The 25,457-nt window shown below is 51.2% G+C and carries 26 protein-coding genes; 11 read left to right on the top strand and 15 right to left on the bottom strand.

The genetic code is table 11. The features are described from left to right. Positions 1-64 precede the first annotated feature (64 nt). Positions 65-841, bottom strand: a complete 777-nt coding sequence (gene fkpA / locus ABYK60_RS07910; protein WP_372871433.1) for an FKBP-type peptidyl-prolyl cis-trans isomerase — start codon at positions 839-841, stop codon at positions 65-67. A 159-nt stretch (positions 842-1,000) separates the two neighbouring features. Here fkpA and ABYK60_RS07905 point away from each other — a divergent pair, with 159 nt between their 5' ends. The 5 genes from ABYK60_RS07905 to lpoB are packed head-to-tail and all read left to right on the top strand — an operon-like array spanning position 1,001 to position 4,682. Continuing rightward, positions 1,001-1,960 (top strand): WD40 repeat domain-containing protein, encoded by a 960-nt coding sequence (locus ABYK60_RS07905; protein WP_372871448.1) that lies wholly within the window; start codon positions 1,001-1,003, stop codon positions 1,958-1,960. Between the two features lie 2 nt (positions 1,961-1,962). Continuing rightward, positions 1,963-2,187 (top strand): SlyX family protein, encoded by a 225-nt coding sequence (locus ABYK60_RS07900; protein ID WP_372871432.1) that lies wholly within the window; start codon positions 1,963-1,965, stop codon positions 2,185-2,187. A 16-nt stretch (positions 2,188-2,203) separates the two neighbouring features. Further along, positions 2,204-2,701 carry a peptide deformylase gene (gene def, locus ABYK60_RS07895; protein WP_372871431.1) on the top strand — a complete coding sequence of 166 codons (498 nt, stop codon included), beginning with the start codon at positions 2,204-2,206 and terminating at the stop codon, positions 2,699-2,701. After that, a complete protein-coding gene (locus ABYK60_RS07890; RefSeq protein ID WP_372871430.1) occupies positions 2,698-4,086 on the top strand; it encodes a COG3014 family protein in 1,389 nt (462 codons plus the stop codon). Before def ends, ABYK60_RS07890 begins: the two co-directional genes overlap by 4 nt. 2 nt (positions 4,087-4,088) lie before the next feature. Next, positions 4,089-4,682 carry a penicillin-binding protein activator LpoB gene (gene lpoB, locus ABYK60_RS07885; RefSeq protein ID WP_372871429.1) on the top strand — a complete coding sequence of 198 codons (594 nt, stop codon included), beginning with the start codon at positions 4,089-4,091 and terminating at the stop codon, positions 4,680-4,682. A 70-nt stretch (positions 4,683-4,752) separates the two neighbouring features. Here lpoB and chrA read toward each other — a convergent pair whose 3' ends face one another. Beyond that, complete coding sequence (gene chrA, locus ABYK60_RS07880; protein ID WP_372871427.1) at positions 4,753-5,898, bottom strand: chromate efflux transporter; 1,146 nt, start codon at positions 5,896-5,898, stop codon at positions 4,753-4,755. 399 nt (positions 5,899-6,297) lie between these two features. On the opposite strand from chrA, the gene ABYK60_RS07875 reads away from it, so the two are divergent. From ABYK60_RS07875 to ABYK60_RS07860, 4 genes are read left to right on the top strand one after another with little or no spacing between them, the layout of a single operon-like run. Continuing rightward, complete coding sequence (locus ABYK60_RS07875; RefSeq protein ID WP_372871426.1) at positions 6,298-7,134, top strand: MipA/OmpV family protein; 837 nt, start codon at positions 6,298-6,300, stop codon at positions 7,132-7,134. 9 nt (positions 7,135-7,143) lie between these two features. Further along, on the top strand, positions 7,144-7,515 hold the full coding sequence (locus ABYK60_RS07870) for a DUF3019 domain-containing protein (RefSeq protein WP_372871425.1): 372 nt from the start codon (positions 7,144-7,146) through the stop codon (positions 7,513-7,515). Then, on the top strand, positions 7,500-8,204 hold the full coding sequence (locus ABYK60_RS07865; protein WP_372871424.1) for a response regulator transcription factor: 705 nt from the start codon (positions 7,500-7,502) through the stop codon (positions 8,202-8,204). The genes ABYK60_RS07870 and ABYK60_RS07865 overlap by 16 nt, the downstream gene beginning before the upstream one ends. Beyond that, complete coding sequence (locus ABYK60_RS07860; protein ID WP_372871423.1) at positions 8,201-9,397, top strand: sensor histidine kinase; 1,197 nt, start codon at positions 8,201-8,203, stop codon at positions 9,395-9,397. The genes ABYK60_RS07865 and ABYK60_RS07860 overlap by 4 nt, the downstream gene beginning before the upstream one ends. On the opposite strand, the gene rlmC is transcribed toward ABYK60_RS07860, so the two are convergent. The 3 genes from rlmC to ABYK60_RS07845 are packed head-to-tail and all read right to left on the bottom strand — an operon-like array spanning position 9,394 to position 12,217. Further along, entirely contained in the window at positions 9,394-10,530 is a 1,137-nt protein-coding gene (gene rlmC / locus ABYK60_RS07855; RefSeq protein ID WP_372871422.1) for a 23S rRNA (uracil(747)-C(5))-methyltransferase RlmC, read from the bottom strand. The genes ABYK60_RS07860 and rlmC overlap by 4 nt on opposite strands. A 32-nt stretch (positions 10,531-10,562) precedes the next feature. Continuing rightward, positions 10,563-11,780, bottom strand: a complete 1,218-nt coding sequence (locus ABYK60_RS07850) for a glycerol-3-phosphate dehydrogenase/oxidase (protein WP_372871421.1) — start codon at positions 11,778-11,780, stop codon at positions 10,563-10,565. After that, complete coding sequence (locus ABYK60_RS07845; RefSeq protein ID WP_372871420.1) at positions 11,777-12,217, bottom strand: MarR family winged helix-turn-helix transcriptional regulator; 441 nt, start codon at positions 12,215-12,217, stop codon at positions 11,777-11,779. Before ABYK60_RS07845 ends, ABYK60_RS07850 begins: the two co-directional genes overlap by 4 nt. 355 nt (positions 12,218-12,572) lie before the next feature. Between ABYK60_RS07845 and ABYK60_RS07840 the strand changes: the two genes are divergently transcribed. Together ABYK60_RS07840 and ABYK60_RS07835 are read left to right on the top strand one after the other, a co-directional pair. Further along, complete coding sequence (locus ABYK60_RS07840; RefSeq protein ID WP_372871419.1) at positions 12,573-13,973, top strand: cytochrome C biosynthesis protein; 1,401 nt, start codon at positions 12,573-12,575, stop codon at positions 13,971-13,973. Positions 13,974-14,077: 104 nt separating this feature from the next. After that, entirely contained in the window at positions 14,078-14,278 is a 201-nt protein-coding gene (locus ABYK60_RS07835) for a cytoplasmic protein (protein WP_372871418.1), read from the top strand. 17 nt (positions 14,279-14,295) lie between these two features. On the opposite strand, the gene ABYK60_RS07830 is transcribed toward ABYK60_RS07835, so the two are convergent. The 10 genes from ABYK60_RS07830 to ahpC form a co-directional block, all read right to left on the bottom strand. After that, positions 14,296-14,568, bottom strand: a complete 273-nt coding sequence (locus tag ABYK60_RS07830; protein WP_372871417.1) for a hypothetical protein — start codon at positions 14,566-14,568, stop codon at positions 14,296-14,298. Positions 14,569-14,699: 131 nt separating this feature from the next. Next, positions 14,700-15,608, bottom strand: coding sequence for a LysR family transcriptional regulator (locus tag ABYK60_RS07825; protein WP_372871416.1), 909 nt, complete (start codon positions 15,606-15,608; stop codon positions 14,700-14,702). 235 nt (positions 15,609-15,843) lie between these two features. After that, on the bottom strand, positions 15,844-16,488 hold the full coding sequence (locus ABYK60_RS07820) for a DUF3299 domain-containing protein (protein WP_372871415.1): 645 nt from the start codon (positions 16,486-16,488) through the stop codon (positions 15,844-15,846). Positions 16,489-16,598: 110 nt separating this feature from the next. After that, positions 16,599-18,125 carry a M20 family peptidase gene (locus tag ABYK60_RS07815; RefSeq protein ID WP_372871414.1) on the bottom strand — a complete coding sequence of 509 codons (1,527 nt, stop codon included), beginning with the start codon at positions 18,123-18,125 and terminating at the stop codon, positions 16,599-16,601. 483 nt (positions 18,126-18,608) lie between these two features. Continuing rightward, positions 18,609-20,228 (bottom strand): methyl-accepting chemotaxis protein, encoded by a 1,620-nt coding sequence (locus ABYK60_RS07810; RefSeq protein WP_372871413.1) that lies wholly within the window; start codon positions 20,226-20,228, stop codon positions 18,609-18,611. A 45-nt stretch (positions 20,229-20,273) separates the two neighbouring features. After that, complete coding sequence (locus ABYK60_RS07805) at positions 20,274-20,681, bottom strand: phosphate ABC transporter substrate-binding protein (protein ID WP_372871412.1); 408 nt, start codon at positions 20,679-20,681, stop codon at positions 20,274-20,276. Positions 20,682-20,690: 9 nt separating this feature from the next. Further along, complete coding sequence (locus ABYK60_RS07800) at positions 20,691-21,776, bottom strand: porin (protein WP_372871411.1); 1,086 nt, start codon at positions 21,774-21,776, stop codon at positions 20,691-20,693. A gap of 106 nt (positions 21,777-21,882) precedes the next feature. Continuing rightward, positions 21,883-22,950 carry a membrane-associated sensor domain-containing protein gene (locus ABYK60_RS07795; RefSeq protein ID WP_372871410.1) on the bottom strand — a complete coding sequence of 356 codons (1,068 nt, stop codon included), beginning with the start codon at positions 22,948-22,950 and terminating at the stop codon, positions 21,883-21,885. Positions 22,951-23,144: 194 nt separating this feature from the next. Next, entirely contained in the window at positions 23,145-24,719 is a 1,575-nt protein-coding gene (gene ahpF, locus ABYK60_RS07790) for an alkyl hydroperoxide reductase subunit F (protein ID WP_372871409.1), read from the bottom strand. 92 nt (positions 24,720-24,811) lie between these two features. Further along, complete coding sequence (gene ahpC / locus ABYK60_RS07785) at positions 24,812-25,381, bottom strand: alkyl hydroperoxide reductase subunit C (protein ID WP_011758735.1); 570 nt, start codon at positions 25,379-25,381, stop codon at positions 24,812-24,814. Positions 25,382-25,457 lie beyond the last annotated feature (76 nt).

Genomic DNA, 25,457 nt, shown 5'->3' with positions numbered 1-25,457 from the left:
TGATTTCCGACAATTAAGGCATAAAAAAAGACGCCGGATGGCGTCTTTTTTCATCAGAAGTTGATCAGTGTGCGTGAGCTTCTTCAGCTGCTGCTTCTACAGCAGGTGCTTTCTCAATAGACACCAGCTCAACTTCAAACACCAAAGTAGAGTTGGCTGGGATGGTGCCATTATCACGCTCACCGTAAGCCAGTTCAGATGGGATAACGAAACGGAACTTGGAGCCTACCTGCATCAGTTGCACGCCTTCTGTCCAGCCGGCGATTACACGATTCAGAGGGAACTTTGCAGTCTGGCCACGATCGTATGAACTGTCGAACGGAGTACCGTCTATCAGGGTGCCGGCATAGTGAACTTCAACTACGTCCTCAGCGGCTGGTTTGTCACCGCTGCCTGCGGTCAGAACTTCATATTGCAGCCCTGATTCAGTAGTGGTCACACCTTCTTTGGCCTTGTTGGCTTCCTGATACTTTTTGCCATCTTCCATATTTTTGGCAGCCAGTGCTTCGGCTAGCTCAATGCGCTTGTCGTTCAGCTTCTTGTCCAGATTCTGCAGCACAGTCTGCATTTCTTCTTCGGTCAACTTAAGATTGCTGTTCAGACCGTTGGAAAAACCTTCGATGATCAGCGCGCGGTCAACAGGCAGCCCCAGAGCTTCCTGCTCCTTGATATGGCCTGACATGTAACTGCCGATAGAGGCGCCCACACTGTAGGCTTCTTTCTGAGCTTCAGTTGTCAGGGATACAGCTGGAGCAACTTCAGTTGCTTTTTCTTCTTTATTACAAGCAGTTAAACCTACTACGGCCAGAGCGACCAGTGAGTATTTATAAATAGATTTCATTGAAGCTTCCTTAGCGTCCTCAAGTGGTTACAATAACCTTTGTTATAAATCGAACCGACCCACTTTATACTAGTTACTAAGCTTATGCCATGGGCAGCACCAAGTGAGGGCCGTCCGGAACCCAGACAGCAATGAGACCAAGGCATGTGGAATAAGTTCATCCGTTTTTATCTGTGGCTACCCGTATTGGCAAGCCTGCTATGCGGTTGCATTCCAAAGGATGCGGATAGGGTCATGACTCTGACCGAATCCTCTATTTACGGCGCGGCCCTCAGTAAAGATGCCTCTATGGCACTTATCAGTACTGAAAGCGGCGGTGTTGAGCTGTGGCAGCTTACCCCCAAGTCCCTCAAATATCGATGGCGACATGGCGATAGCGGCAATGAGTCAATTGAGCTCGCGCTCTCTGACAACGGCGCGTTTGCGGCCTCATTAAGCCGGGATTCAGTGGCTCTGTGGAGAATAACGGATGGCGCTCAGGTTGGCTGGTGGAGTTTACCCTCCCCCGGTCATGCCATAGCTGTAGCCAACCAGGGTAGCTTGCTGATCGGGCTGGTGGATGGCTCAGTGATGTCACTGGTAGCCGGACAAACCAAACTTATCCGCTTTTTGGGCCACAAGGAGAAGGTTAACAGTGTCGCCCTGTCGGCCGATGGCAAACTGGCACTCAGTGGCGGCAACGACTACCGTGCCATTTTGTGGCAGGCCACGTCCGGGCAACCGTTACATGAACAAGACTTCGATGCCCGCGTACTGAAGGTGGCACTGTCCTCCGATGGTGAACTGGCCTTTGCCGCTGACGCCAAGGCCGATGCCAGAATTTTTGCTGCTGACAACGGTAAAATGATTAGTCATCTCCAGATAAAACAACGCAGTATGACCTTCTCGGCCAGCCGTTTTACCGGGGACAATCAAATGCTACTCACAGGTACTCCATTTCGGGAAGTATTCAGCTGGCAGACAAAAGATGGAAAACTGGCCGATCGCTGGCAAGTTAGTCTGGCAACCCACCCCCAAATCAAAGGGGCCGTTGTATACTCGGTAGCAGAAACCACCCTGCCCAGTCCCATTGTCAGTATCAGCAGCAGCGGTCGGGTCGAATATTGGTCACAGAGGTAACAATGCAAACAGATTTACAAGCACTGCAACGGGAAATCGAAGAGCTGCAAACCAAACTGGCCTTCACCGAAATGACGGTGGAAGAGCTGAATCAGGAAGTGATTCGTCTCAATGAATTGGTGGCAAAGCAGACCTATACCCTTGAGCTGGTTGTCAACAAACTCAAAGCGATGGAGCCGAGCAATATCGCCTCAGAGTCTGAAGAGACCCCTCCTCCTCACTATTGATATTAAAAGGCCAGGGATGACTCAAGCAGCAGCAGAAATTTTAACCACAGGCGCCAAGGTTCTTTATCAAGAAGCGCTGCCCGTGACCGGCTTCAATGCCGCTCTTGGCGAACTGGCGCATACCTTGACCTTAACCATGCAACAGGCCAACGGCGTTGGTATAGCCGCACCGCAGATCGGTGTCAGCCTTCGGCTGTTTATTGTGGCTTCACGCCCGAATGAACGTTATCCCGACGCACCGAGTATGGCGCCACTATTGATGATCAACCCCGAGCTGCGCGCACATAGCATTGAGACAGAAATCGGTGAAGAGGGTTGCCTGTCAGTTCCGGGAGCCCGTGTCCGCATTTCACGTTATCGCTGGGTCGATGCACGATGGCAGGATGAGCAGGGCAATTATCATCAGCAGCGGCTCGAAGGTTTTATTGCACGGATTTTTCAGCACGAACTGGATCATCTGGACGGCATTACCCTGCTTGAACGCATTAAGGTCCAGGAGAGTTGTCACCTATGAAGCGACTCTACCCGGCACTGCTGACGCTCACATTGCCCCTGATTCTTGGCGGCTGTGCCATGGGCAGCCTGTTTATCAGTTATCCATCACAGATAGCCCCTGTCAAACAAGCCCTGTCCGGGCCGACTCCCCTGGCGCCGCTGCCTGAACTGGCTGGCGAAATCAACTCACGCGACGGCCTGCTCTATGCCCAGGAAGCTGGTCGGGTCGCGCAGATTGGCGGTGACTTCAATGCCAGCCAAACCTACTACCAGGCCGCCATTGCCGCCTACGCCCGCTTTGACGACAAAGCATTGGTCAGCGTAAGCGAGCTCGGCGCCAGCGCTGGCAGCCTGGTGCTTAACGATAATCTAATCCCTTATCGGGGCCCGGGCTTTGAGCGAATCATGGTGCATCAGTATCAGGCCCTCAATTACCTGATGCAAAATGACTTTGAAGGTGCTTTGGTGGAAGTGCGCCGCGCCAATGATCTTCAGGAACTGGAGCAAAAGCGCTACGAGAAATCCAAAGACGCGGTAAAAGCCATGGCCAATGGCACCGTAGATGCGGAAATTAGCCGCCTTGGCCAGCAGGCTGGGGGGGTAACCAGCTCCTTTTTAAACGCCTACAGCTATTACACCACAGGGTTACTGCACGAGTTACTGGGAGAAGAAAATGACGCCTTTATTGATTACCGCAAGGCGGCACAGATTTTCCCGGGTAATAGTTATCTTGAGCAGGATCTGGTGCGACTGGCCAAACAGCTTTCCATGCCCCAGTACGATGAATTCAAGGCCCGCTTTGGCGAGGCCCGGCTGCCTAAACAGGATGAAGGCCAGCTGGTCGTATTGGTAGAGCGCGGTTTTGTACCAGAAAAGCAAGCGCTTACCGTGCCTTTTACCATAGATGGCAACTGGCAAACCATTTCTTTGCCCACTTATGGCCCCGCCTATTCCCAGGTATTACCCGCCAGTCTGACAGGACTCGACAAACCGCTTAACGCAGCTGCCATAGCCAATCTGGATGCCCTTGCCATTAACGCCCTTAAAGAAGAATTACCAGGGCTGCTTTTCAGACAGGCGGCCAGAGTTTACGCAAAGTCAGAACTGACCCGCAGCGTACAGAGTGATTCCAAAAAACGAAGAGACGATTTCGATGGTGCAGCCGTGGCGATGCAGATTTTCAATGTCATCACCGAACAGGCCGACAGACGAAGCTGGCTTACACTGCCACGGCAGGCGCAAATCGCCAGAACTTACACCTCAGCAGGCCAATATCGGCTCAGCTTTGGCAATACCGCCACCGATATCGAAATAACGCCCGGACAAACCACTTTGGTATGGGCGATTGACACAGGCAACAACATCCGGTTTTATTCAATCAACATCAAGCGTAAATGGAACTGACTATGAAACATTTCAAACTGATTTTCATCCTGGCAGCGTCCCTTGGACTTGGCGCCTGTCAATCCAAAGTCGAGTACGGAGATGCCACCGAAGTGGAGACGGTGAACGAGAACTTTGGTTCCACCGATCTGCAGGCAATTACCTCCAAGATGGTTGACAGCATGCTCACGTTTCCACCCGTTGTAGCCATGACAGCCAATCAACGCCCCATTATTTTTGTCGATAAGATAAAAAACAAAACTTCCGAGCACATAGATACCGAGTCGGTAACCGACTCCATCAGCAACAAATTACTGCGCTCAGGCAAGTTTCGTTTTATCGATATGACCAAGGTAGATGCAGTTCGCAAGCAACTGGATTATCAAAATAATTCAGGTATGGTCGACCCTTCCACCGCCATTAATTTTGGTCGCCAAATTGGTGCCCAATATATGCTGTATGGCAACCTGTCCAGCATAGTCAAGCAAGATGGCAGCACCAAAGATGTGTACTATAAGGTGACCATGCGTTTGATGGATTTGGAAACCGGCCTTATTGAATGGTCCGATGAAAAAGAAATTCGCAAGACCAAGTCAAAATCATTCCTTGGCATGTAACTGCGGCTTCTGAATGAAAAAACCAGCGCTATGCGCTGGTTTTTTTATTGGTAAAACCTTCCTATGCAGCTTACAGCCACAACCCGCCAACCAAAGCAAAACTGGCCACCAGAGTCAGTATCGGCAACCTCAGCACTTTCAGCGCCGTAAAGCCCGCTACCACCAAGGCCATATCTGTTGGTTCCGCCACCGCCGAAAGCCAGATAGGCTGATACAAGGCACTTAGTAACAACCCAACCACAGCGGCGTTCACGCCCGCTACAGCACCTGCAATCCTTGGGCGCTGACTCAAGCCCTCCCACGCAGGTAAAAACGCCAGCAGCAGCAAAAAGCCAGGCAAAAAAATCGCCAGCGTCGCAATCAGGGCACCCAATACCGGATCACCCAATGTTGCATCTGTGCCCAAAAAAGTTGCCAGAGTAAACATGGGCCCCGGAATGGCTTGTGCCGCGGCATATCCGGTCAAAAAGCGGTCCGGCGACATAAGCTCACTGAAGTGCCCTTCAAGCAGAGGCAGCACCACATGGCCGCCGCCGAACACCAAAGAACCGGCCTGAAAATTCACCGCACCCAGCCAGGCCTGTGTACCACCATTAAAGGCATCTACGCCATAAAACGCACCACCAAGCAGCAACGCAAACACCAACAGCCAACCCCAGCCAATGCCGGCAAGCTTGCCCTTCGTTTCACCTGCCGGCGATAGATAAACCACCCCCACTACAGCCGCCAGGCCCAGCACCAAAAATTGTACCCAGCTGAGACCAAACAGCAGCAGAGCCAGGGTACTGGCCGCCATAATCAATCTGGCCGCGGTGCTTTGGCAAAACTGACGGAACATGCCCAGGCATGCGTCCATCACCACGACTACCGCCAGTAGCTTAAGACCATGGATAAGCCCCTCAAACCAGGATTGCCCAAGTAAGTTTGCACTGGTGACCGCCAGCAGGTACATCAGCATGGCTGATGGCAGAGTAAAACCAATAAAGGCAGCCATGGCGCCGCCAAGACCGCCACGGGTCAGACCGATGGCAAAGCCCAGCTGGCTTGAACCTGGCCCCGGCAAAAACTGTGACAGGGCGACCAGCGCCCCGAAGCGGCGCTCATCAAGCCAATTAAGCTCATTAACAAAAGTTTGTCTGAAATATCCAATATGGGCTGCCGGGCCACCAAAACTGGTGAGTCCAAGCATAAAAAAACGCAAAAAAATCTGCCACATAGCCTAATCTCCATACGCTCATGGCCATAGATTATGACATCTTTATTGCAGATGAGTGACAACAAAAGACCACCGCCGAAGCGGTGGGATCCAAAACGGAATCACAGGACATGAAAGGCGGTTGCACAAGGCAACTTGGTCACGGCCACTCCTGGCCGTGCTGACGACACTCAAAATCATCAGTGAGCCCCGAGAGCGCATCCCCGGCTCTTACTTCAAGGCAATACCGGATTTCTCCGGCTAAACAGATATACGGCGAAACAGCCGTGAAAATCTGTAGCATTTTGTACGCTTCAGGTTAATTTTGCTTAAATTAACAGCGTGGAATGTTACGCTTTGATACAAGAGTACTCACCAGACACGCCCGTTTATATGTTTGAAGGTAAGGCATTAAGTTAAATGAAGTATTTAAGGCTGTTGGCAATTCTGCTGCCACTAAGTATCCCTTCCATGGCCGAGGAGTTACAGCAAGTGAGCCCTGGCGATTGGCAAATATCCGTTGCATTGGGTTACGGCACACTGGAAAACCCCCGAGCCAAAACTGAAGACATAACTACCTATGTACTGCCAAGTTGGTATTACTATGGCGACCGCTTTTATGTGGAAAACTTTACCCTTGGCTACAGTCTGTATGAAAACGACTGGCTCTCTGTCGACCTTCAGGGTCAACTTAATGACGACGGTATTTTCTTTGAATATGACGGCGTAGGTAAATTGCTGCTGGCAGATATCTTGGGATTTACACCCATTCGGGTCCCCGTTGCACGGCCGGGACAAGTGATTGAGCCTCCACCTGCGGTTGAGCGTAAGATCTCATACATGGCCGGTTTGAGCGCCACTTGGTACACGCCGGCGTTCGATCTGACCACTGGCGTGTTTCATGATGTAACCGGAGTCCACAATGGCTATGAATGGCAATTGAGTTTCCGCAAAGCCCTGGGCTGGTCGTGGGGAGCTCTCGGATTGGAAGCAGGGGGAATTTATAAAAACGCCGATTTAGTCGATTACTATTACAACGTTCGACCTGAAGAGTTCGGTCGCCCTATCAGGCTAAAACCGCTGGAAGCGGCCACTAACTGGTATGTCAAAGCTGTGCTCAATGTTCCCATCACCGACAGCCTGACCTTCGTCACCACACTCAAACACACCCAATTAGGCAAGTCCATTCGGGACAGCGTGCTAATCGACGCTGACGACTACTTTGCCGGATTTGTTGGTGTCAGTTACAGCTTCTAGGGAGACAAAATGAAATATCTCGTCATCCTTAGCCTGTTATTACTGCATCTTTCATCTGCAGCCGGTGAGCTTAAAGTTGTCCCCCATGCCTGCGCTACCAGCAGTGATAAGCTGCCTTGTCGCTTTGATGTACATGTATCCTATCAAGGGGATAAAGCGCAAAATCTGTGTTTGTGGTTAAGCCACGAAGCAATACCAAGGCGTTGCTATACTGGGCTAAAAGCTTTGAATGAGCAATTGTCGCTGGCACTGGAGCGCGACACCATGCTGGAAATTCGTGATATGAACTCCAGAATACTGATGCGTACGGAAATTTCGGTGGCACTGTACCAGCCGGCTCCCAAACGCAAACGGAGGGGACTGAATTGGGATCTGCTGTAAGCCCTACATTATTACTGATAGAAGATGACCTGCCGCTGGCAGAGCTTATCTGCACTTTTCTGGAAAATAATGGTTTTAAACTTCTGCATGCATCGTCAGTGGAGGCGGCCTTCAAATTGCTGCCGGGCAAAACGGTTTCCCTGGTAATTTGCGATGTAATGCTGCCCGGTCAGGATGGTTTCAGCGCCTTCCCAAAGCTATCCCGTATAGTAGCGGCCCCCATTATTTTTATGACAGCGCTTGCCGATAACGAAGATGAAATCCGGGGGCTGGAACTCGGTGCTGCCGACTATATCAGTAAACCTGTGGCGCCCGCTTTACTGCTGGCACGGATAAAAGCCCGTCTTAAATCGACAGCGAAAGACGATAATCAAATTTGGCAACGACAGGACTTGATACTGCATAAAGCACATCAACAACTCTGTTTTGCAGACAAAAACTATCCATTGACCACCCAGGAAACCGATCTGATGTGGGTTTTTGTGCACCATCTGGATCAGGTTTTGAGCCGCGAATACCTGTTTGAGCAGATTATTGGCCGAGATTATGATGGCCTTGACCGCGCAATGGATCTGAAAATTTCGCGCCTCAGGCGCAAACTGGAAAAAATCACCATCCCCGGGCTAAGCATCCGCACCGTTCACGGTCGCGGCTACTTACTGAGCGTCAACATGGATGAAATGCAATGAGGCGTCAGCTATTCCGGCTGTTTGTGCTGATCATCGCTTCATGCGCCCTCATTGTCTGGTCATTCAACCTGATTTACAGCGCATCTGAAGAGGCTTATGGCTACAGCCTGGATGCTGAATCCCTGCTGTTACAGGGGCAATTAAGGTTTAAATTACTACCGGCAAATTCCATTGCTTTTTCGGATGATCTTAAACAGCAATTATCGGAGGGTAAGGTCATTGGGCTCAGTAAGGATGATGGCAAGCAGTACTTTTATCGGCAGCAAGCCGATGGCAGCCTGCAACAAATGGGGCCTGTCAGTGCAATGCACAACACAAATAAAGCAACTCAATTAGTTCCGTTGCTTTATGCAAGCCTCGCACTCACGATACTGCTTTTAATTGGTCGCGTATTTAAAGATCTGAGCGTACTTCAATCGCAGGCGGTCAGTTTCGGAAACCAACCCAAACGACTAAAAACGAGTATCAGCCCCCGCTCCGCAATCTACCCTTTAGCGCAGGGCTTTGAAACCATGACGGCACAAATTATGGATTTTATAAGACTGCACAGAGATTTATCACGCACCATATCCCATGAAATCCGCACCCCATTATCCCGTATGCGCTTTGTGCTGGAACTGACTAAACACAATCTGCCCAAGGAGTATCTGTCACGGCTTGAGCAGGACATAGACCAGATTGAAGAGCTGACCAAAAGCTACCTGTCCTTTGCGAAGGTGGAGCATCAACGGGGTGAGCATAGCCGTGATTGGCACAATGCGGATACCTTTATCACCGACTTGGCAAATAAATTTGCTCTCTACCGGGAAAAGATCCACGTACAGACAGAAGTGAACTGCAGCCTGAGTGCAGGCATGGTATTACTTGACCCCCTCAGCATGAATTTGGCCGGACAGAACCTGATAGCCAATGCCCTCAAATATGCCGATAAAGAAATTCATATCAGCCTGATAACCGAGCCTCGTCATTGGCGGCTGACAATTGAAGATGACGGCCCGGGAATTGATGATTCGGATAAGGATTTACGCAAGGCGTTTCAGCGCGGCAACAACCCGAGCAGTTCCGGGTACGGTTTGGGACTTTATATAGTGCGCAAGATTGCTATCTGGCATCAGGGAAAACTCAGAGTAGACAACTCCAGGCGTCTTGGGGGCGCTGCCATCAGTCTGAGATGGCGGCGCCCACTGCATTAACTGGCCTTGAGCAACAGGCACAGCACCTCAAAGTGGTCGCTATGGGGGAACATATCGAAAAGTTGAACCCGGGCAATACGATAACCATCAATTAGCGCCAAATCCTTTGCCAGAGTCTCGGGATTACAGCTCGAGTACAAAATGGCCTTGGGGGCAAACTCAGACAGGCTGTGGCACAAAGCCTCACCAATACCACGTCTGGGCGGGTTGACAATGATAACGTCAGGCACCTCACCGGCTTGCTTACCTTTGGCAAAATCGGTCGAGTCAAGTGCCGAAAATGTCATGTTATTCAGCCCCATGGCCGCAGCAGAGCTCTTGGCACAATCGATGGCTTCCGCCTCAATCTCGATGCCCGTTACCGGCAAGTCAGCACTGGCACAGTGCAGGCCAAAGCCGCCCACACCACAGAACAGATCCCACAGGCTTTGAGGCGCAAGTTCATCCACCCAATTTGCCGCAGTGGCATAAAGGCTTGCCGCCACCTCGGGATTGGTCTGAAAAAAACTCTTCGGGCGGATAAACAGCGGCACGCCATTAAAGACCTCCTCCAGCCGGGTCGCCTCGGTGAGGAAGATTTCTTCATCCCCTTCGAGCCGTGCCATGTGCACCGGTTGCAAGTTTACCGACACCACTTTAATGGCGGGAAACGCAACCAGCAAGGCTGGCAATTCGCGCTCGATACGGGCAATGGCTTCTTTGCTTCTGAGCACAAAACGCAACATAAACTCACCGCGCACGGCACTGCGGGTAAGCAAAATAAACTTAAGCTCGCCCTTGGCTTTATCGATTCGATAAGGGGGAATGCCGGCACGGCGCACAAAACCTTCAAGTTCGACCAGCAATTCTTGCATATCGGCCGGATACAGTGGGCAATGGCTCAAACTGACCGGCGTGCCGTCGGGCCCGGGGATCCCAAGCACCGGCTGATGAGCCGCGCCCATGACCACCATTTTAGCCTTGTTACGAAAACCGAACTCCTTACCGGATATTGCAGGTAAATACTGTTCCACCGGCAAGGCTGTCAGCAGTGACTCAAGCCGATGCTGCTTGTCATTCAGCTGTTTTTCCACGCTGGCAGGCATTAAACGGCAGGACAGGCAAAGGCCTTTGGCAAAGTATTCACAGCTCACGGTCGGCTCTCCTCACAAAATCGGCGCACACTTTAGCCTGTTTGCGAGGCAAAATCATCCCGGGATGGCGCCGCATGTAATATCAGCTTGTCGACATCGGCAACAACTGGGCGAGATCCCAGCTGCGTCTTTATCCAATTAAGCACTTCATCGCTGCTGGCTCTGAAGGTAGTGAGCTTACCGCCGTAAATACTGAGCAGCCGCGGATGAGACACATTGGTGTGCATCAGGGTATCTCGCGGAGCGTTAAAAGCATCACCATTGACCTTTGGCAGCACCCGCACCCCACAGAAGCTGCCGCAAATCTTGCCCGCCAGCGCTTCGGTGCTGCCAGCATTGGGGAAATAACGACTGTAAAGCGCCAGCAAATAGCGCCGCTCCGCCTCGGTGATCTCAGGCTTGCTATCAAGGCTCTCCAGCAAAGTTTCTGTGGTACCAACAAGGGTTTTGCCATACCAGGGCATCACAAACACCACCCGCTTATCCACCGGAGACTCCAGATACATGATGCCGCCCGGTGGGGCGATATCCAGCAGCAGATGCGAGCCCTGCACCCAATCAATAGCCAAACTGGTTGTCGGTGGCAACACGCAGCCAAGCAGCTCATTTACCCAGGGGCCGCAGGCATTAACCACCAATGCGGCAGAAACTTGTTGAGCTTGCCCCTGACGCAGCAGTTCGATTTCGCAGCCATCGCCGTGATGACGAATTCCCACTACCTGAGATTGTTCCCACACCTCGGCTCCAAGCAGATTGGCGCTGTGGGCTACCGCCTGGCACAACAGGCGGTCATCAGTCTGGGCATCCCAATACTGAAACACGGCTTCGAGGCCCTCGGTGGCAAGCCCATCGAGGTTTTGCCATTCGCTGCGGGGCACTTTTCTGAAACGGCCAAGGGGGTCAAATTCAGATAAGAGCCCGTAAAGTGACAGCCCGGCACGGATGGTCAGGGCTCCGCGCTGGCTGTGACGATAAATGGGAATGTAAAAGCGAACCGGCTTCACCAGTTTAGGAGCCAGAGCGAGCAAATCGCGTCTGGCACCCAGGGATTTTCGAACCAGTTCCAACTGAAAACTTTCGAGATAACGCAAACCACCGTGAATAAGCTTGCTGGAGTTGCCAGAGGTTTCACCGCCAATTTCGCCACGATCGACCAAGAGCACACTGAAGCCCGCAGCAGCGGCAAACTGAGCCACGCCCACGCCGTTAATGCCACCACCAACCACCAACACATCCACATGTTTGCTCACGATATTTCCCGCTCCAGCAATTTGCTGGCCTTGTCGCAAAGGCGCTTTAGTTCGGTCAGCTCTTCCAGGCTCGCCCCCACCATGCAACGCATCCGGTCGGGGATCTCCCGAGCACCCGATTTAAGCATGCGACCTTCATCGGTCAGGTGTAATACCCTCACCCGTTCATCGTGCTCGCTGCGACCGCGGCTCACCAATCCCTTGCTTTCCAGCCGTTTAAGCAGTGGTGTCAGGGTTCCGGAATCCAGATGCAGCCTCTCGCCCAGCGCCTTGACGCTGAGACCTTCTTCTTCCCACAGCACCAGCATCACCAAATACTGAGGGTAGGTCAGCCCCAAACCATCCAGAATTGGGCGGTACGCGCGGATCATGGCATTACTTGCCCGGTAAAGGGAAAAACAGACCTGTCGGTCCAGCGCCAGAGAATCTTGGGCCATATAGCCTCTCAAGTATTAAGTTGCACACAAACTATTTGTGTTATAGCAAAAAAAACACTGATGTGGCGAGCGTATTCAGACAGAGATTCAGAATATTTACCGTTAATACACTGACTCTCCAGCTAGCCCGACTTATAAGGTGTGTAGGCCATAAACGTTATCTGACGTCACAGATGATTCATTTACAATCGCTTTACGCAGTGATGATGAACCTGTATCACCCTCGCATAATTGAGTTGTTTTCTGATGCAATTTACAGTTTTGGCAGGCAAATTTAGTCTGCTCAATGGTTTTCAGTAAAGTAGAGACAGAGCTTTCTGTCTTGACTCCCGATTGATACGGGTCTGGAGGCCATATGGTCCGCGCAATGCTTGTTTCCCTGTTCCTGTTTTTGAGTTTTTTCACCATGAGCGCTGATGCCCATTCCGGACATCAGGAAACCTCACCCGTTTGGCACCAGTTGGACGAGAACGGCAAACCGATGGTTAAGCTGTATTTCTTCTGGTCAAAGACCTGCCCCCACTGTGCCGAAGCCCACCCCTTTATCGACGCCTTACCCGAGAAGTATCCCTGGATTTCGCTGGAGTCCCACATGATCACCGCCCTCGGCGCGCGGGATAAATGGCAGGAAGTAGCCAAAGCCACTGGCACAGATACCCGTTCAGTGCCCTTCTTCGCCATTTGCGGCAAAGCCAGCGTGGGCTACAGCAGTGCCGAGGTTACCGGCCAGTTCTTGCTCGGCAGGCTCAAAGACTGTTACCGCAGCCTGGGCGGTGTAGTCGCCGATGATGACGGAGCCATTTCAGTCAGCACCACCCAGCCGTTGTTTGGCACCTGTGAATCAAGCGCTGAGGTGGGCACCTGTGACTCAGGAGCCGACGCCGCCAGCAGTGCCAGCAGTAATGTGCAACCGGTTGAACTGCCCTTTGTCGGTGTGGTGACGCCGGATCAACTGTCGCTGCCATTGCTGACTTTAGTACTGGCCGGGGTCGATGCCTTTAACCCCTGCGCCTTCTTCGTACTGCTGTTCTTACTGTCGATCATGGTGAATGCCAAGAGCCGCAGCCGCATGCTGATTGTGGGTGGTATCTTCGTGTTCTTCTCGGGCTTTATTTACTTCCTGTTTATGACTGCCTGGCTGAATATGTTTGAGCTGCTGGGCGCTGATGGCGATGGCGGTACCATTATTCTGGCGGCGGGCATGCTTGCACTGCTGGCAGGTAGCCTGAATATTAAAGACTTCTTCTTTGAGAAAGGCGAAGTAACCTTATCTATGTCGGCCGAAAAGCGCACCGGCCTGATAAAACGCATGGGCAAACTCTCCAGCGCCAGCTCCATGACCGCCATGATACTCGGCACCACTGTGCTGGCGATTCTGGCCAATGCCTACGAGCTGCTGTGCACCGCAGGCTTCCCGATGATCTATACCAGCGTGCTGGCCATGCACGAACTGCCTGATGCCGAGCGCTATTTCTATCTGGTAATGTACAACATCGTTTATGTCATTCCGCTGGCACTGATAGTGCTGGTGTTTGCCATGACCCTGGGTAAACGCAAACTCAGCGAAAAAGAAGGCGAATCGCTGAAACTCATGTCGGGCATTATGATGGTCGGCCTGGGGGGTATGCTGGTGTGGGATCCGACCTCGCTGCAAAACGTGGCGCTGGCCATTGGACTGATCCTGGGCTCCATTCTGCTGACAACGGTGATTTTACTTGGGCGTAAGTTACTGGCAGCAAAGGCGACGAGCCAATGAGCGTGCCCACTGGCAATGCCGCGCCTTGCAAATCAGGGCTCGAAGACTAAAGTTTATGGATACCGAGCCGATAACTGGATCTGACCGAAACGAAGAGGTAACTCATGGCAATCAGCATTAATTCAGGCAGTATCGAACCCAATCTGAGCCACGGCGCCATTGGGGTAAAGGTTGCTCAGTTGGCAAAGAATCAGCAGAAAGTCGAGGGGCAAATAGCACTCGATCTGATCAGCGCCGCCACGGCACCTGCGCCAAAGTCAGCTCCGGTCGGCAACATAGGCCACAATATCGATACCACAGCCTGAAACGAAGTACTGGCTGGCTAGCGCACCCGCCGCCCAGCCAAAGCTTCATCCAAAAGCGCCTGTTGCTCTGCATCTTGGCGCTTTTGCTTTTCTGCGGCCTGAGTTTCAATGTATTGCTCAACTTGCCGCTCACATTGACGCCTGTCTCCCTCGGGGTCATAAGGATCTTTATCGGTGCGAAGATCACATAATGCCTGAGCACAGCCTCCTGACAGAGTGGCCAACATCAGCAAAACTGCAATCCGGGGCTTGGGTAGCATCCGGCATTTGGGTAGCATAGCTATCATCATTCTTGCTCCTATACACAGTGGCTGCCATAGATATCAGCTACAGGCTGAATTGAGCCTGACTGACAAGTAAAATTGACTCATACAGAGCAGCTTTACAGGGGGGCCTGTGCAGCCTGGCAGGCAAGAATCGGTTATCCGCCATTCCGGGCGTAATTTTGCATTTGCTCGCGTATGGATTTGAGAATGGAGTGCTTGATATCTTTTATGTTTTTACTCTGCGGACACCAAAGTGAAATGGGTAATTTCACGCCTTCAAACATCATATCGACATCGAGGGGCGAAATACCATCAACTGCCGCGTTTGACTCAGAAAGAGCCTTGGGCAACCAGGCCCAACCCAGTCCCTCCCTGACCATGTTGATAATGAGCGCCTGCTGATCAGCAAGTTCATGGTTGGCCGAAAACAGAAATTTATTACCCATTCTTTCATCAACCAGCGACTTGAGCATGATTTGACGCTCGGTACGCAACGCATTGACCACCTGACTTTTATCCAGAGTATGCAACCTGCCATTGCTCTGCACATACGGCAGAAACTCAACATGCCCGAGGAAGGTGGAGTCCATGCTGTGCACGGCAGTGCTGTCATGAATATTCACCACACCAAAATGAATACTGCCGTCAATAATGCCTTGTTTGATTGCCTCCCTGTCCCTGACCACAAATTCAACCTGCATGGCGGGAAAGTCTTGCGCGAGCTGCTTGCGGATCAAAGAAAGTGCATGACTGGGAATAAAACTCGGATAGGCAAAAATCACCCGCCCCAAGGTGCCATAGGACAGACTCAGCGCCATGTTGTCAAACGAGCGAACTTGCTCAATCACTTGCTTTGCATAGAGATATAGCAGATGGCCATCTTCGGTTGGCTCTACCGTACGACCTATTCGCTCAAACAGGGTTACCGCTAACTGATCTTCAAGATTCGTGATGACCTGACCTATTGTGGTTCTATGTTTATTCAGTTTCACCGCAGCTTTGCTGAACGACAGCTTTTCATAAACAGTCACAAACGCCAATAACTGTTCGAGGCTAAAATTCATACCAGTCTCCGAGCTCAGACACAGCCCACAAGATAGCACTACTTTTGCTGTCCTCGCCCCAAAGCAACAGACTTTATTGTCCCCCAGCCACTTTTCAGGGCGATTGGCGTTTGCTTCCACAAACATTGTGGCCCACTGATGACAATTCTCAAGTCACAAATCTCAAGTCACACATCTCAAGTCACAATGCAAAATCGGTCACCGGTTAAATGTCCGGTACATGTTAAACAGAAGTTCAATCCTGTCTTTTTATGTTCGCAGCATTGATCACGTAACCCGTTGTCATGGTTTTATTTCCATCAGACAGCTGAACTGAGTTCACTACTTGATCAGTCTGAATATTTCCTTCAACCCAAACAGGTTCAAACGTTTCAGTCAGCTCGTAACCATCAGGGACATTGACCAAAACAGATTGGCCAACCGGCGCTAACTGAGTGTGGGCGCAGACACTGGCGTTTGGCACTAATACAAACTGAGTGTATTTGGCAGCTTGCCCCTGCAGTGGAATAAGGTACCCCGCAAGCTTCACATCCCTAATCGCCAGATTGGGGATAACTGATGAAGACAATGTCTGCCTATCCATCAGCAAAGCCACTTGTACTTTGACGTCCAGCCCCCGCTTTTCAGCCAGCGCGACCCGCTGGCGATAGCCATCCTGCTCCAGCGGGCTTAAACTTCTGCTTTGCATGGCAATCTCATAGGCATAGATTTCTGATAGCAATGCCTTGTCAGCGCCGGAGATAGCGCTTGTTTGAGTCTCACCTGGGCGCAACGCCTCCCAACTGATGATTTCAGAGGCACTGGTTTCAGAGGCACTGGTTTCAGAGGCATTGGCAACTGACGCCAGCAGGAAGATACTCAGTAACAAATACTGTTTCATATCTGGATTTCCAACTCGTTATCCGCAGCCGACGGCTGGTATCAGGGAAGGAGATAGCCCGTGGCTACTCAGGTGTTAGCCACGGGATAGTTTCAAGGCTGGCTCAGTGTTTACAGCTGGCCCAGATTTTCCATCAGGGTGTAGAAGAACCCGATTGAACGACCATACTCCTCCACCAAAATCCGCTCATTCACGCCGTGGAAACCTTCAAACTCTTTCACGCTTTCCAGCTGCAGCGCTGTCATGGTGTACACGTCCGGCGCAAAGGCGCGAGCCTGGAAGTGTTTGGAATCAGAGCCGCCAATGACAAAGAATGGCGACACAATCAGGTCGTTACCCCAGGTTTGACGAATGGTCTTTTCAAGCAGCTTGTAGCCCTGACCATTGGGATCGGCCACATTGGTTGCTGGCGTTGATGCTGAAATATCGCGCACTGTGATACGGTCATCGTTGATGGCTTTCTTCACATGCTCGATGATCACTTCCGGGGTGTCACCTGGCATAGGTCTGAAGTTCACCACAGCCGTGGCCGCAGGGGGCAGCACGTTGTCTTTAATGCCAGCGTTGAACATGGTCACCGCCGTGGTGGTATGCAACATCGCCCGGGTAACCTGGTTTTGCGACATCACCTCCATAAACTTTTGCTCAAGCTCAGTCACTGAGTCGTTGTTACCATAGGCCACTGCCTTGTACATAGGCTGCTGCTCAGCAGGCAGCTCTGGTCCCATAAAGCGGTACTGATAACGCACAGCATCGTGGATTTTGTAGGGAAACTGCGCCGCCTCCACTTTGGTCACTGCTTTCGCGAGCGCCACAATATTGGACTCAGAGGCTGGTTGAGATGAGTGACCTCCCATACCATTGATGGCTATCTCCAGACTGACGTAGCCTTTTTGAGCAATGCCGATAAGCGCCGTGTTTTCACGAATGCCAGGGAAAACACCGGGGATCAGCGGCGCCGATTCATCAAGCACAAAGGCTATCTTTTCGTAGCGCTGCTCAATAATATCCGCCGCATGCTTAGCCCCTTCGGGCCCGCCCACTTCTTCATCGTGGCCAAAAACGAACAGCATGGTGCGTTCAGGTTGAAAACCTTCTTTGATTTTCATTTCTGCGGCTTCAAGAATGGCGTGAATTTGATTTTTGTCATCCAGCGAGCCACGGCCCCAGATGTATCCATCTTTGATATCACCGGAGAAGGGGTCTACCAGCCACTGATCACGGGACTCCAATGCCACAGGCACTACGTCCTGGTGAGCCATGAAAACGGCGGGCGGTAAGTCGGGATTTTTGCCTTCCCAGGTGTAAATCAAACTGAAAGGACGGGGCTCACCTACCAACTCGCGCTTCAATGTTTTGTGCACCAGCGGGTAAGATTGCTCGATAAACCTGTGATAGCCGTTAAACGCCGCTTCATCAAAATCACTGCGATCCTGGTTTGAAATGGTAGGAAACTGCACCGCTTTTGACAGGCGCTTCGCCGCCCCATCCAGATCGACACTCACTTCTATTTGCTCAATGCCTTTCATCTGCATTGAACTGAAGTCCCTGTCTTCTGTGGCCCATGCAGATACACTGGCACTCAGTGCCAGCGCTGAAGCGATACCGGTAAAAAGCTTTGATGGCTTGGTCATCATAAAATTCCTCAAATTGTCGGGATATGAGTCGGTGTATGTCTTTTCAATGAGCTCAGTATCCGCAAAGATTTCGCTACAAACCAATCGCATTTGATGGATCAAACCATACAAAAAGCTTTATCCCATGATTAATTTCATTGCATGAATGTGTCAGGCACCAAACGGCTTAAAGCCTGAAAGGCAACTTTTTCCCTTCTAAACCTTGCATTTAAATCGGTCAGAATCAGTGTTGTTAGTGTCACCAAAACACGTGACTTTCGAAAAACTCCCCTTCCACCCCACATATCAACATGGTTCAAAGAGGTGAACAGAACAGCGTGACAGCGCAACTCTACAAACACTAGCAACGAAAGCCTTAAAAAAGGCACCATAAAACAGGCATAAACTGTGACAGTGAACCCAATATGTGCAGACAGCACCTGGGTTAAAACACCGATTTTCGAGGAAAAGCAGAACTCATCCCTGAGTTCCTAGGGAGAGAAATTAAAGCTTGAATTGAGATGTAGCGCTTTGCAGCTCTTCTGCAAAATCGGACAAGTTGGAAGAAACTTCATGAACCTGATTAAGTATGATCAATGTTTGCTCGAAAGATGCATTCATATCTACCACACTATCTACCACTTGAGATGCGACTTGCGATTGCTCATCCGTTGCCTTGGCAATATGGGTGTTCATGGCATTGATACTGACAATCTGCTCCTGAATAGTCTTTAACGCCTGGCCGGTTTTCTGGGCGTGTTCCTCGTTCTCTGACGACTTGGACATAGCCACCGTCATAGTGTTTACCGAAGACTCCGCAGCACCTTTGAGTCTGGAAAGCACTTCCCTTATTTCCTTGGTGGCATCAGCGGTTTTGGATGCTAACGCCCGAACTTCATCGGCCACCACCGCAAACCCTCTGCCCTGCTCACCGGCACGTGCAGCTTCAATGGCAGCATTGAGCGCCAACAGATTGGTCTGCTCGGCAATGGAGGTGATCACATTGAGAATTGAACCTACACTCTCAGTATCTTTCGCAAGTTCATTAATCGCATTTGATGCAACTTCAATTTCAGAGTTGAGTTCCTGGGAAATATCCATGGTACGTTGCACCACTGACATCCCTTCCATGGCTTCACGCTCTGCTATTTGCGCAGCTTCTGCAGCCTGATCCGCATTGTGGGATATATCCGTTACCGAATGACGCATCTCTTCCATTGCCGCCTGCACCGCCTGGGCATCCCGGCTCTGACGCTCTGTAGCGCCGGTAGCCACATCCATCTTGTCTTTCAGGGCATGTGCACTGTCCAGCAAGGGGGCGGTCACATTCACAACCCGCTGTATTGACTCAGCAAGAAGACCGAGGAAACGATTAAAATTATTGGATACCTGGCCCAGCTCATCTTTATTACCGACAGGCAATTGGTGAGTCAAATCTCCTTTACCATCTGCCAACTCCCCCAGCGAACGAGCCACATCCTTGGCACTATGGCTGATGGCTCTGGCAATGGAAATAGTGACGATAGCCATGAGCAGCAGTAAAGCAACCCCAACCACCATAGTCATCCAGAGGCTGTTTTCGGAGCGATCTCCAGCTTCTTTGATGGTGTTTTTAAATTCAGCCACTTTTGCCTGTTTGTATGCCTGAATTTTACCGAGCACAGCCTCATATGCTGCGGTCTTTTTCTGGCTGATAGCGCCTATATTAGCCATATCGGCGGTGCCATCGAGCATGCTCTTTGCCAGGTCAAAAGTCATACCATTGTAGCGACTCAAATCAGACAGCATTTCCTTTAACTGTTCAGCTTCTGCCTTATCGCTTTCTTGCAGCAATTTAAGATTGGTAGCGAGGTTTTCATGCAGCGTAGCAGCCTGCTCCAGCAGATCCTCATCGGCAAAAGACACCGCCTGGGTATAAATTTCCTCCAACCGCTGAACCAACATGACATTTTGATTCGCGAGCTCAACCCGCTGATAGATTTTATCTTCCATGAAATCGAGCGTGGCACGGTTTTTACTGATGGAAACAATGCTGATGCCGAGGTTGACCATAAATATGGCCACGGAGAGAACAAAAATCACCCCGACTTTTTTGAAAATAGAAAGGTTGTTGAACCAAGACATAAGCAGCCCCTTAAGAGGGGTGCCGGCGTAAACCGGCACCGGCAGTTAGAACTCGGCCACCACTTTTACCGAGCCATTTACCTGACTACTATCAATATAGCCAATTATATTGGGGTTTGACGATACCAGCCCTATAACCTCATCGGGGGTGGTAACTTCCTTCGGTGGTGTTCCTTTGCCGGTAAACACCTTTTGTGACCAATATGACTTAAGCTGACTTGATGACTTCCCGAGCACATTTGAATCAAACGCCTCTCTCACCGGCCCACCTTCCAGATTTACCGGAACCGCCTGGCTTCCACCAGGAAAGGATTTGGTTTTGCCAAGATAAATATTCTCAATGGCTTTTTTATCAATACTGTCGCCATTGCTGGGGTGAACTATTACAGCCACACCAGCCCAGGCCTGCATGGAGCACAGACACAGTAGGATTGAGTAAATTAATTTTTTCATGGCTCTCTCCTAAAATACCAGGTCTACGCCCAGGCTGATGGACTTGGAATCCCCAGCCACGCGCCAGGAGTCCTCTGTGCCAGCACCGGTGCCATTATCTTCCACATCATCATACTGGATTTTAAATGCGGCAGATGGATGGAAGTCCCATCTCAGCCCTACCGAGGTGGTGTTATGGATTTCGCTGCCATCATCAAAGTCAGAATAAGAAACGAAGGGCATAAAATCTTTGATACGATAGCCAACAGTTACAAGATAAGTATCCAAATCAGAATCTTGTAATGTAAGGCGATTCATCTCGGTAAGTACCACCAGGTTATTCCAGTCAACGTTAACCGACAAACCATAGAACTTGCCGTCCCGCTCAGTCTGGCCATCCCACTCCACCTGTTCACCACCTATGTAACGCTCGTTGGTATACTGCATGTGAGTCAAGCGAATATCGAGCCACTCATAATTCAACTGTGCCACAACACCGGCTATGTCTTTCCAGATTTCCCGGGTAGAGTCACCGAAAAAGAATTCAGACAACAGCTTATTGGGTTCATCATCCTCACGGCCAAAATACACCTGACCTGTCAGTGTCCAGTCGCCTATCAGATAGTTATAAAGCGCACTGACACCTGTGTAGTTGAAAATCTGCCAGGTATAGTTATCTGCGGGCGGACGGATCCAGGGATAGGCATAGCCCACATCGAAAAAGTCACTGTAGTAGTACAGCGGCAAACGCTTTTTACCTGCCTGCACAGTCCAATGCTCGTTAAGTTCATATGAAAGGTAAGCCCATTCGAAATCTGCAGAGAAGTTATTGGCTCCCCGCGACACTATTTGGGCAGTAGCCGACAATCCGTCCATCAGATCAGCCGATATCTGTATGCCAAACAGCGTATCGGGCTCGAAACTGATTTCTTCGGTATAGGCCCCCACCAGCGGATAATCGGCGAGAAAAGTTGGCTCCAACCCAAACTCCTCCACCCCACTGCCTTCCAATACCTGACCTCCAACAATGGAGGCAAACCCTGAAATATTGACCTCAGCCGACGCCATCCCACTCACCATCAGCGCGCCGAGGCAGATTGCCAGCTTGTGTTTCATACAAAACCCTTTATTTGTCAGGTGTATCCGACTTTAAGCCTAGGACACGGCAACAAATAGGCAAACTTTCAGGCTATTTTTTTGAACAACCACCGCAGGGTGTTGTCTAAGGTGTGGATGACTCTGCTGAGATGCTCGCAACCCTGAATTGATTCCGGCCCAATTCCTTGGCCTCATAAAGTGCACCATCGGCTGCTGCCAATAAGTCAGCACTGTCCATTCCCGCCTGCCATTTCACCAATCCTTGAGAGACTGTCACGCAGTTACCTATGGCGGAATCGGGGTGAGCAATCCGAGCCTCTGCCAGCAGCTCAGCCACCTTGCCGGCGATATCTTTTGCACCGGCAAGACTGGTCTCTGGTAGCAGCAAAGCAAACTCTTCACCACCATAGCGGACCGCCAAATCCCGCGGCCTACTGGCGGCGCCGGACAACAGCTCTCCCATCTTTTTCAGGCACTCATCTCCCCCCTGATGACCAAGAGAATCGTTAAGACGTTTAAAAAAGTCTATATCCATCAGAATAAGGCACAGAGAATGGCCTGTGCGGGTGGCTGCACGAACTTCCTGTCCGAGGATTTCATCGAAGTGACGACGGTTACTGAGGCCTGTTAGCCCGTCCACAAGCGCCATACGTCGAAAATGTTTGAGTAATCTATGTTTTTCCACATCTCGCCGCACGGCCATTTTAAACCAGCGATAGATCACCTGCCGCCCACTGAAAAGCAGCATCAACAAACAAATAACACGCATGATGTTGAAAAATAACGTGTCCGGGCTCACCTGATAGCGGCTGTAAGCGGTAAACGCTAAAACTGGCACTATGCTGAAAAACATCAGTTTCAGGCTGGGAAAAAGAGCAATAGCGAGCAAAATTGCAATGATGTCACAGAGGGTTTCCACGACTTGCAGCATATTTTCATTCGTTGTCATCATTTCAGACATGATGACCAGCCAGCACAGCACTATGGCAACAATATGACCCCAGACCCACTCCCGTGCACCAATAACTCTGAACTTTCGAAAATATAAATTGACGTACAGTATATTAAGCGCCGTAAATGGCAAAAATAGCAAAATCAATCGCTTAACATCCATCTTGTCGACCGGACTTATGACATAACTGAGCACAACCACCATTTGTAACAGTAAGCTGGAAAGGCTCAGCCAAAGCATGCCACGCAGCAGGTATTGCTGAGTTTCATCTTCAAGGGCGTCATTAAAGGAGCGGGCGTCTTTATCCCCTGAAGTTCCTTTTTTTCAAATCGATAAACCACAATATAGCACTAACAACTGAACTCGCCTGTACCAGTGGCAATGAAAAAAAGCCGGCATAAGCCGGCTTGTTAACAGAACATGGACGGGGCGCATCAGGCGGCCTGGGTTGAAGCCTGCTCACCGTGACGGATAAGGTAATCAAAGGCGCCAAGGCTTGCCGTTGCACCGCTGCCCATGGCAATGATGATTTGCTTGTAGGCCGAGTTGGTTACATCACCTGCGGCAAACACGCCCGGCAGTGAAGTCTGGCCGCGCTCATCCACGATAATTTCGCCGCGGGGAGTCAGCTCCAGTGTGCCCTTGAGCCACTCGGTGTTTGGCACCAGACCAATTTGCACAAAAATCCCGGCCAGTTCCACGCTGTGACTATCACCGCTGCGGCGGTCGGTATACACCAAACCGGTCACCTTGTTGCCATCACCGGTCACTTCGGTGGTTTGCGCCTGGGTGATGATATCAATATTACCCATGGAGCGCGCCTTGCGAACCAGCACTTCGTCGGCGCGCAGCTTGCTGTCAAACTCAAGCACAGTCACGTGTTCCACGATATTGGCCAAATCGATGGCCGCTTCAATGCCTGAGTTACCACCACCAATCACGGCTACGCGCTTACCCTTAAACAGCGGGCCATCGCAATGAGGGCAGTAAGCCACACCGCGGCCACGGTATTCTTTCTCGCCGGGCACATTCATTTCGCGCCAACGGGCACCGGTGGCCAGCAATACGGTTTTGCCTTCCAGCGTCGCGCCGCTTGCCAGCTCAACCTGATACAGGCCATTGCCATCGGCAGACTGACTCAGACGCACCGCTTTCTGGCTTTCCATGATATCCACTTCGTAGTCACGAACGTGGGCTTCAAGGCTTGCCACCAGCTTGGGGCCTTCGGTGGCTTTCACCGAAATAAAGTTCTCGATACCCACAGTTTCGGTGACCTGACCACCAAAGCGATCGGCAACCAAGCCTGTGCTCAGACCTTTACGGGCAGAGTAGATAGCGGCTGAGGCACCGGCAGGGCCTGCGCCCACAATCAACACCTCGAAAGGCGCTTTTTGCGTCAGAGCCTCGGCTTCGCGGGCACTGGCCTGGGTATCAACCTTGGCCAGAATTTCTTTCAGGCTGATACGGCCCTGGGCAAAGAGTTCACCATTGAGGTAAACCGATGGCACCGCCATGATCTGCCGTGATTCCACTTCGTCCTGGAATAGGGCGCCATCCACCATGGTGTTGCTGACCTTGGGGTTAAGGGCGGCCATCATATTCAGCGCCTGCACCACATCGGGGCAGTTTTGACAGGTCAAAGACACAAAAGTCTCAAACTTAAGCTCAGCCGGCAGGGCTTTTATCTGCTCAACCACCTCGGCATCCAGTTTCAGAGGATGACCGCCTGTGTGCAGCAGCGCCAGCACCAGCGAGGTGAATTCATGGCCCATGGGCAGACCGGCAAAGCGAATGTCAGTCCCCTGGTCGTTGGTGACCTGCATGGCAGGGGTGCGCTCGAGCCTGGCCCTGGTCACTGAAACCAACGCAGACAAGGAAGCGATGTCGTTGGCCAGGTCGAGCAACTCCTGTGACTTTTTGCTGTCATCGGCAGACACCACGAGTCTGACGTGCTGCCGTAAATTTTGCAGATAAGTCTTAAGCTGCTGTTTCAAATCCGCATTTAACATAGTGGCTCCAGATGCAAGCAAAGAAATTGGGGAGAAAAGCTCCGGGCCAAATCAGGGGGTGGCCCGGAGCAAGGGTTGACGCGGTTTAGGGCTTAGATTTTACCAACCAGGTCCAGTGAAGGAGCCAGAGTTTCATCGCCTGGCTGCCACTTGGCTGGGCATACTTCGCCGTCGTGGGTAGCAACGTACTGAGCAGCCTGGATTTTACGAACCAACTCGCTGGCGCTGCGACCAATACCCAGGTCGTGGATTTCAGCTACTTTTACCTGACCTTCTGGGTTGATAACGAAGGTGCCACGCAGAGCCAGGCCTTCTTCCTCGATCATCACGCCAAAGTTGCGGCTGATGATGCCGGTTGGGTCGGCCACCATCGGGAATTCAATCTTGTTGATGGTGTCAGAAGTGTCGTGCCATGCCTTGTGGGTGAAGTGGGTGTCGGTAGACACTGAGTACACTTCAACGCCCATGGACTGCAGCTTGGCGTAGTGGTCAGCCATGTCGCCCAGTTCAGTTGGACATACGAAGGTGAAATCGGCTGGGTAGAAGAACACCACAGACCACTTGCCCAGCAGATCCTGCTCGGTCACAGGCACGAATTCGCCCTTGTGGAAAGCAGTGGCTTTGAATGGCTTGATGGTGCTGTTGATGATGGATTGAGTCATGTTTTGCTCCTTGGTAAACAAACGCTTGGTTCAGTGAATTTGTCAGGGCAACTTGGCTTGCGCCCCGTCGATGGAG

The organism is Shewanella sp. (genome assembly GCF_041630135.1).
Taxonomy (GTDB): Bacteria; Pseudomonadota; Gammaproteobacteria; order Enterobacterales; family Shewanellaceae; genus Shewanella.
This window is presented reverse-complemented; position numbering and strand designations above follow the sequence as displayed.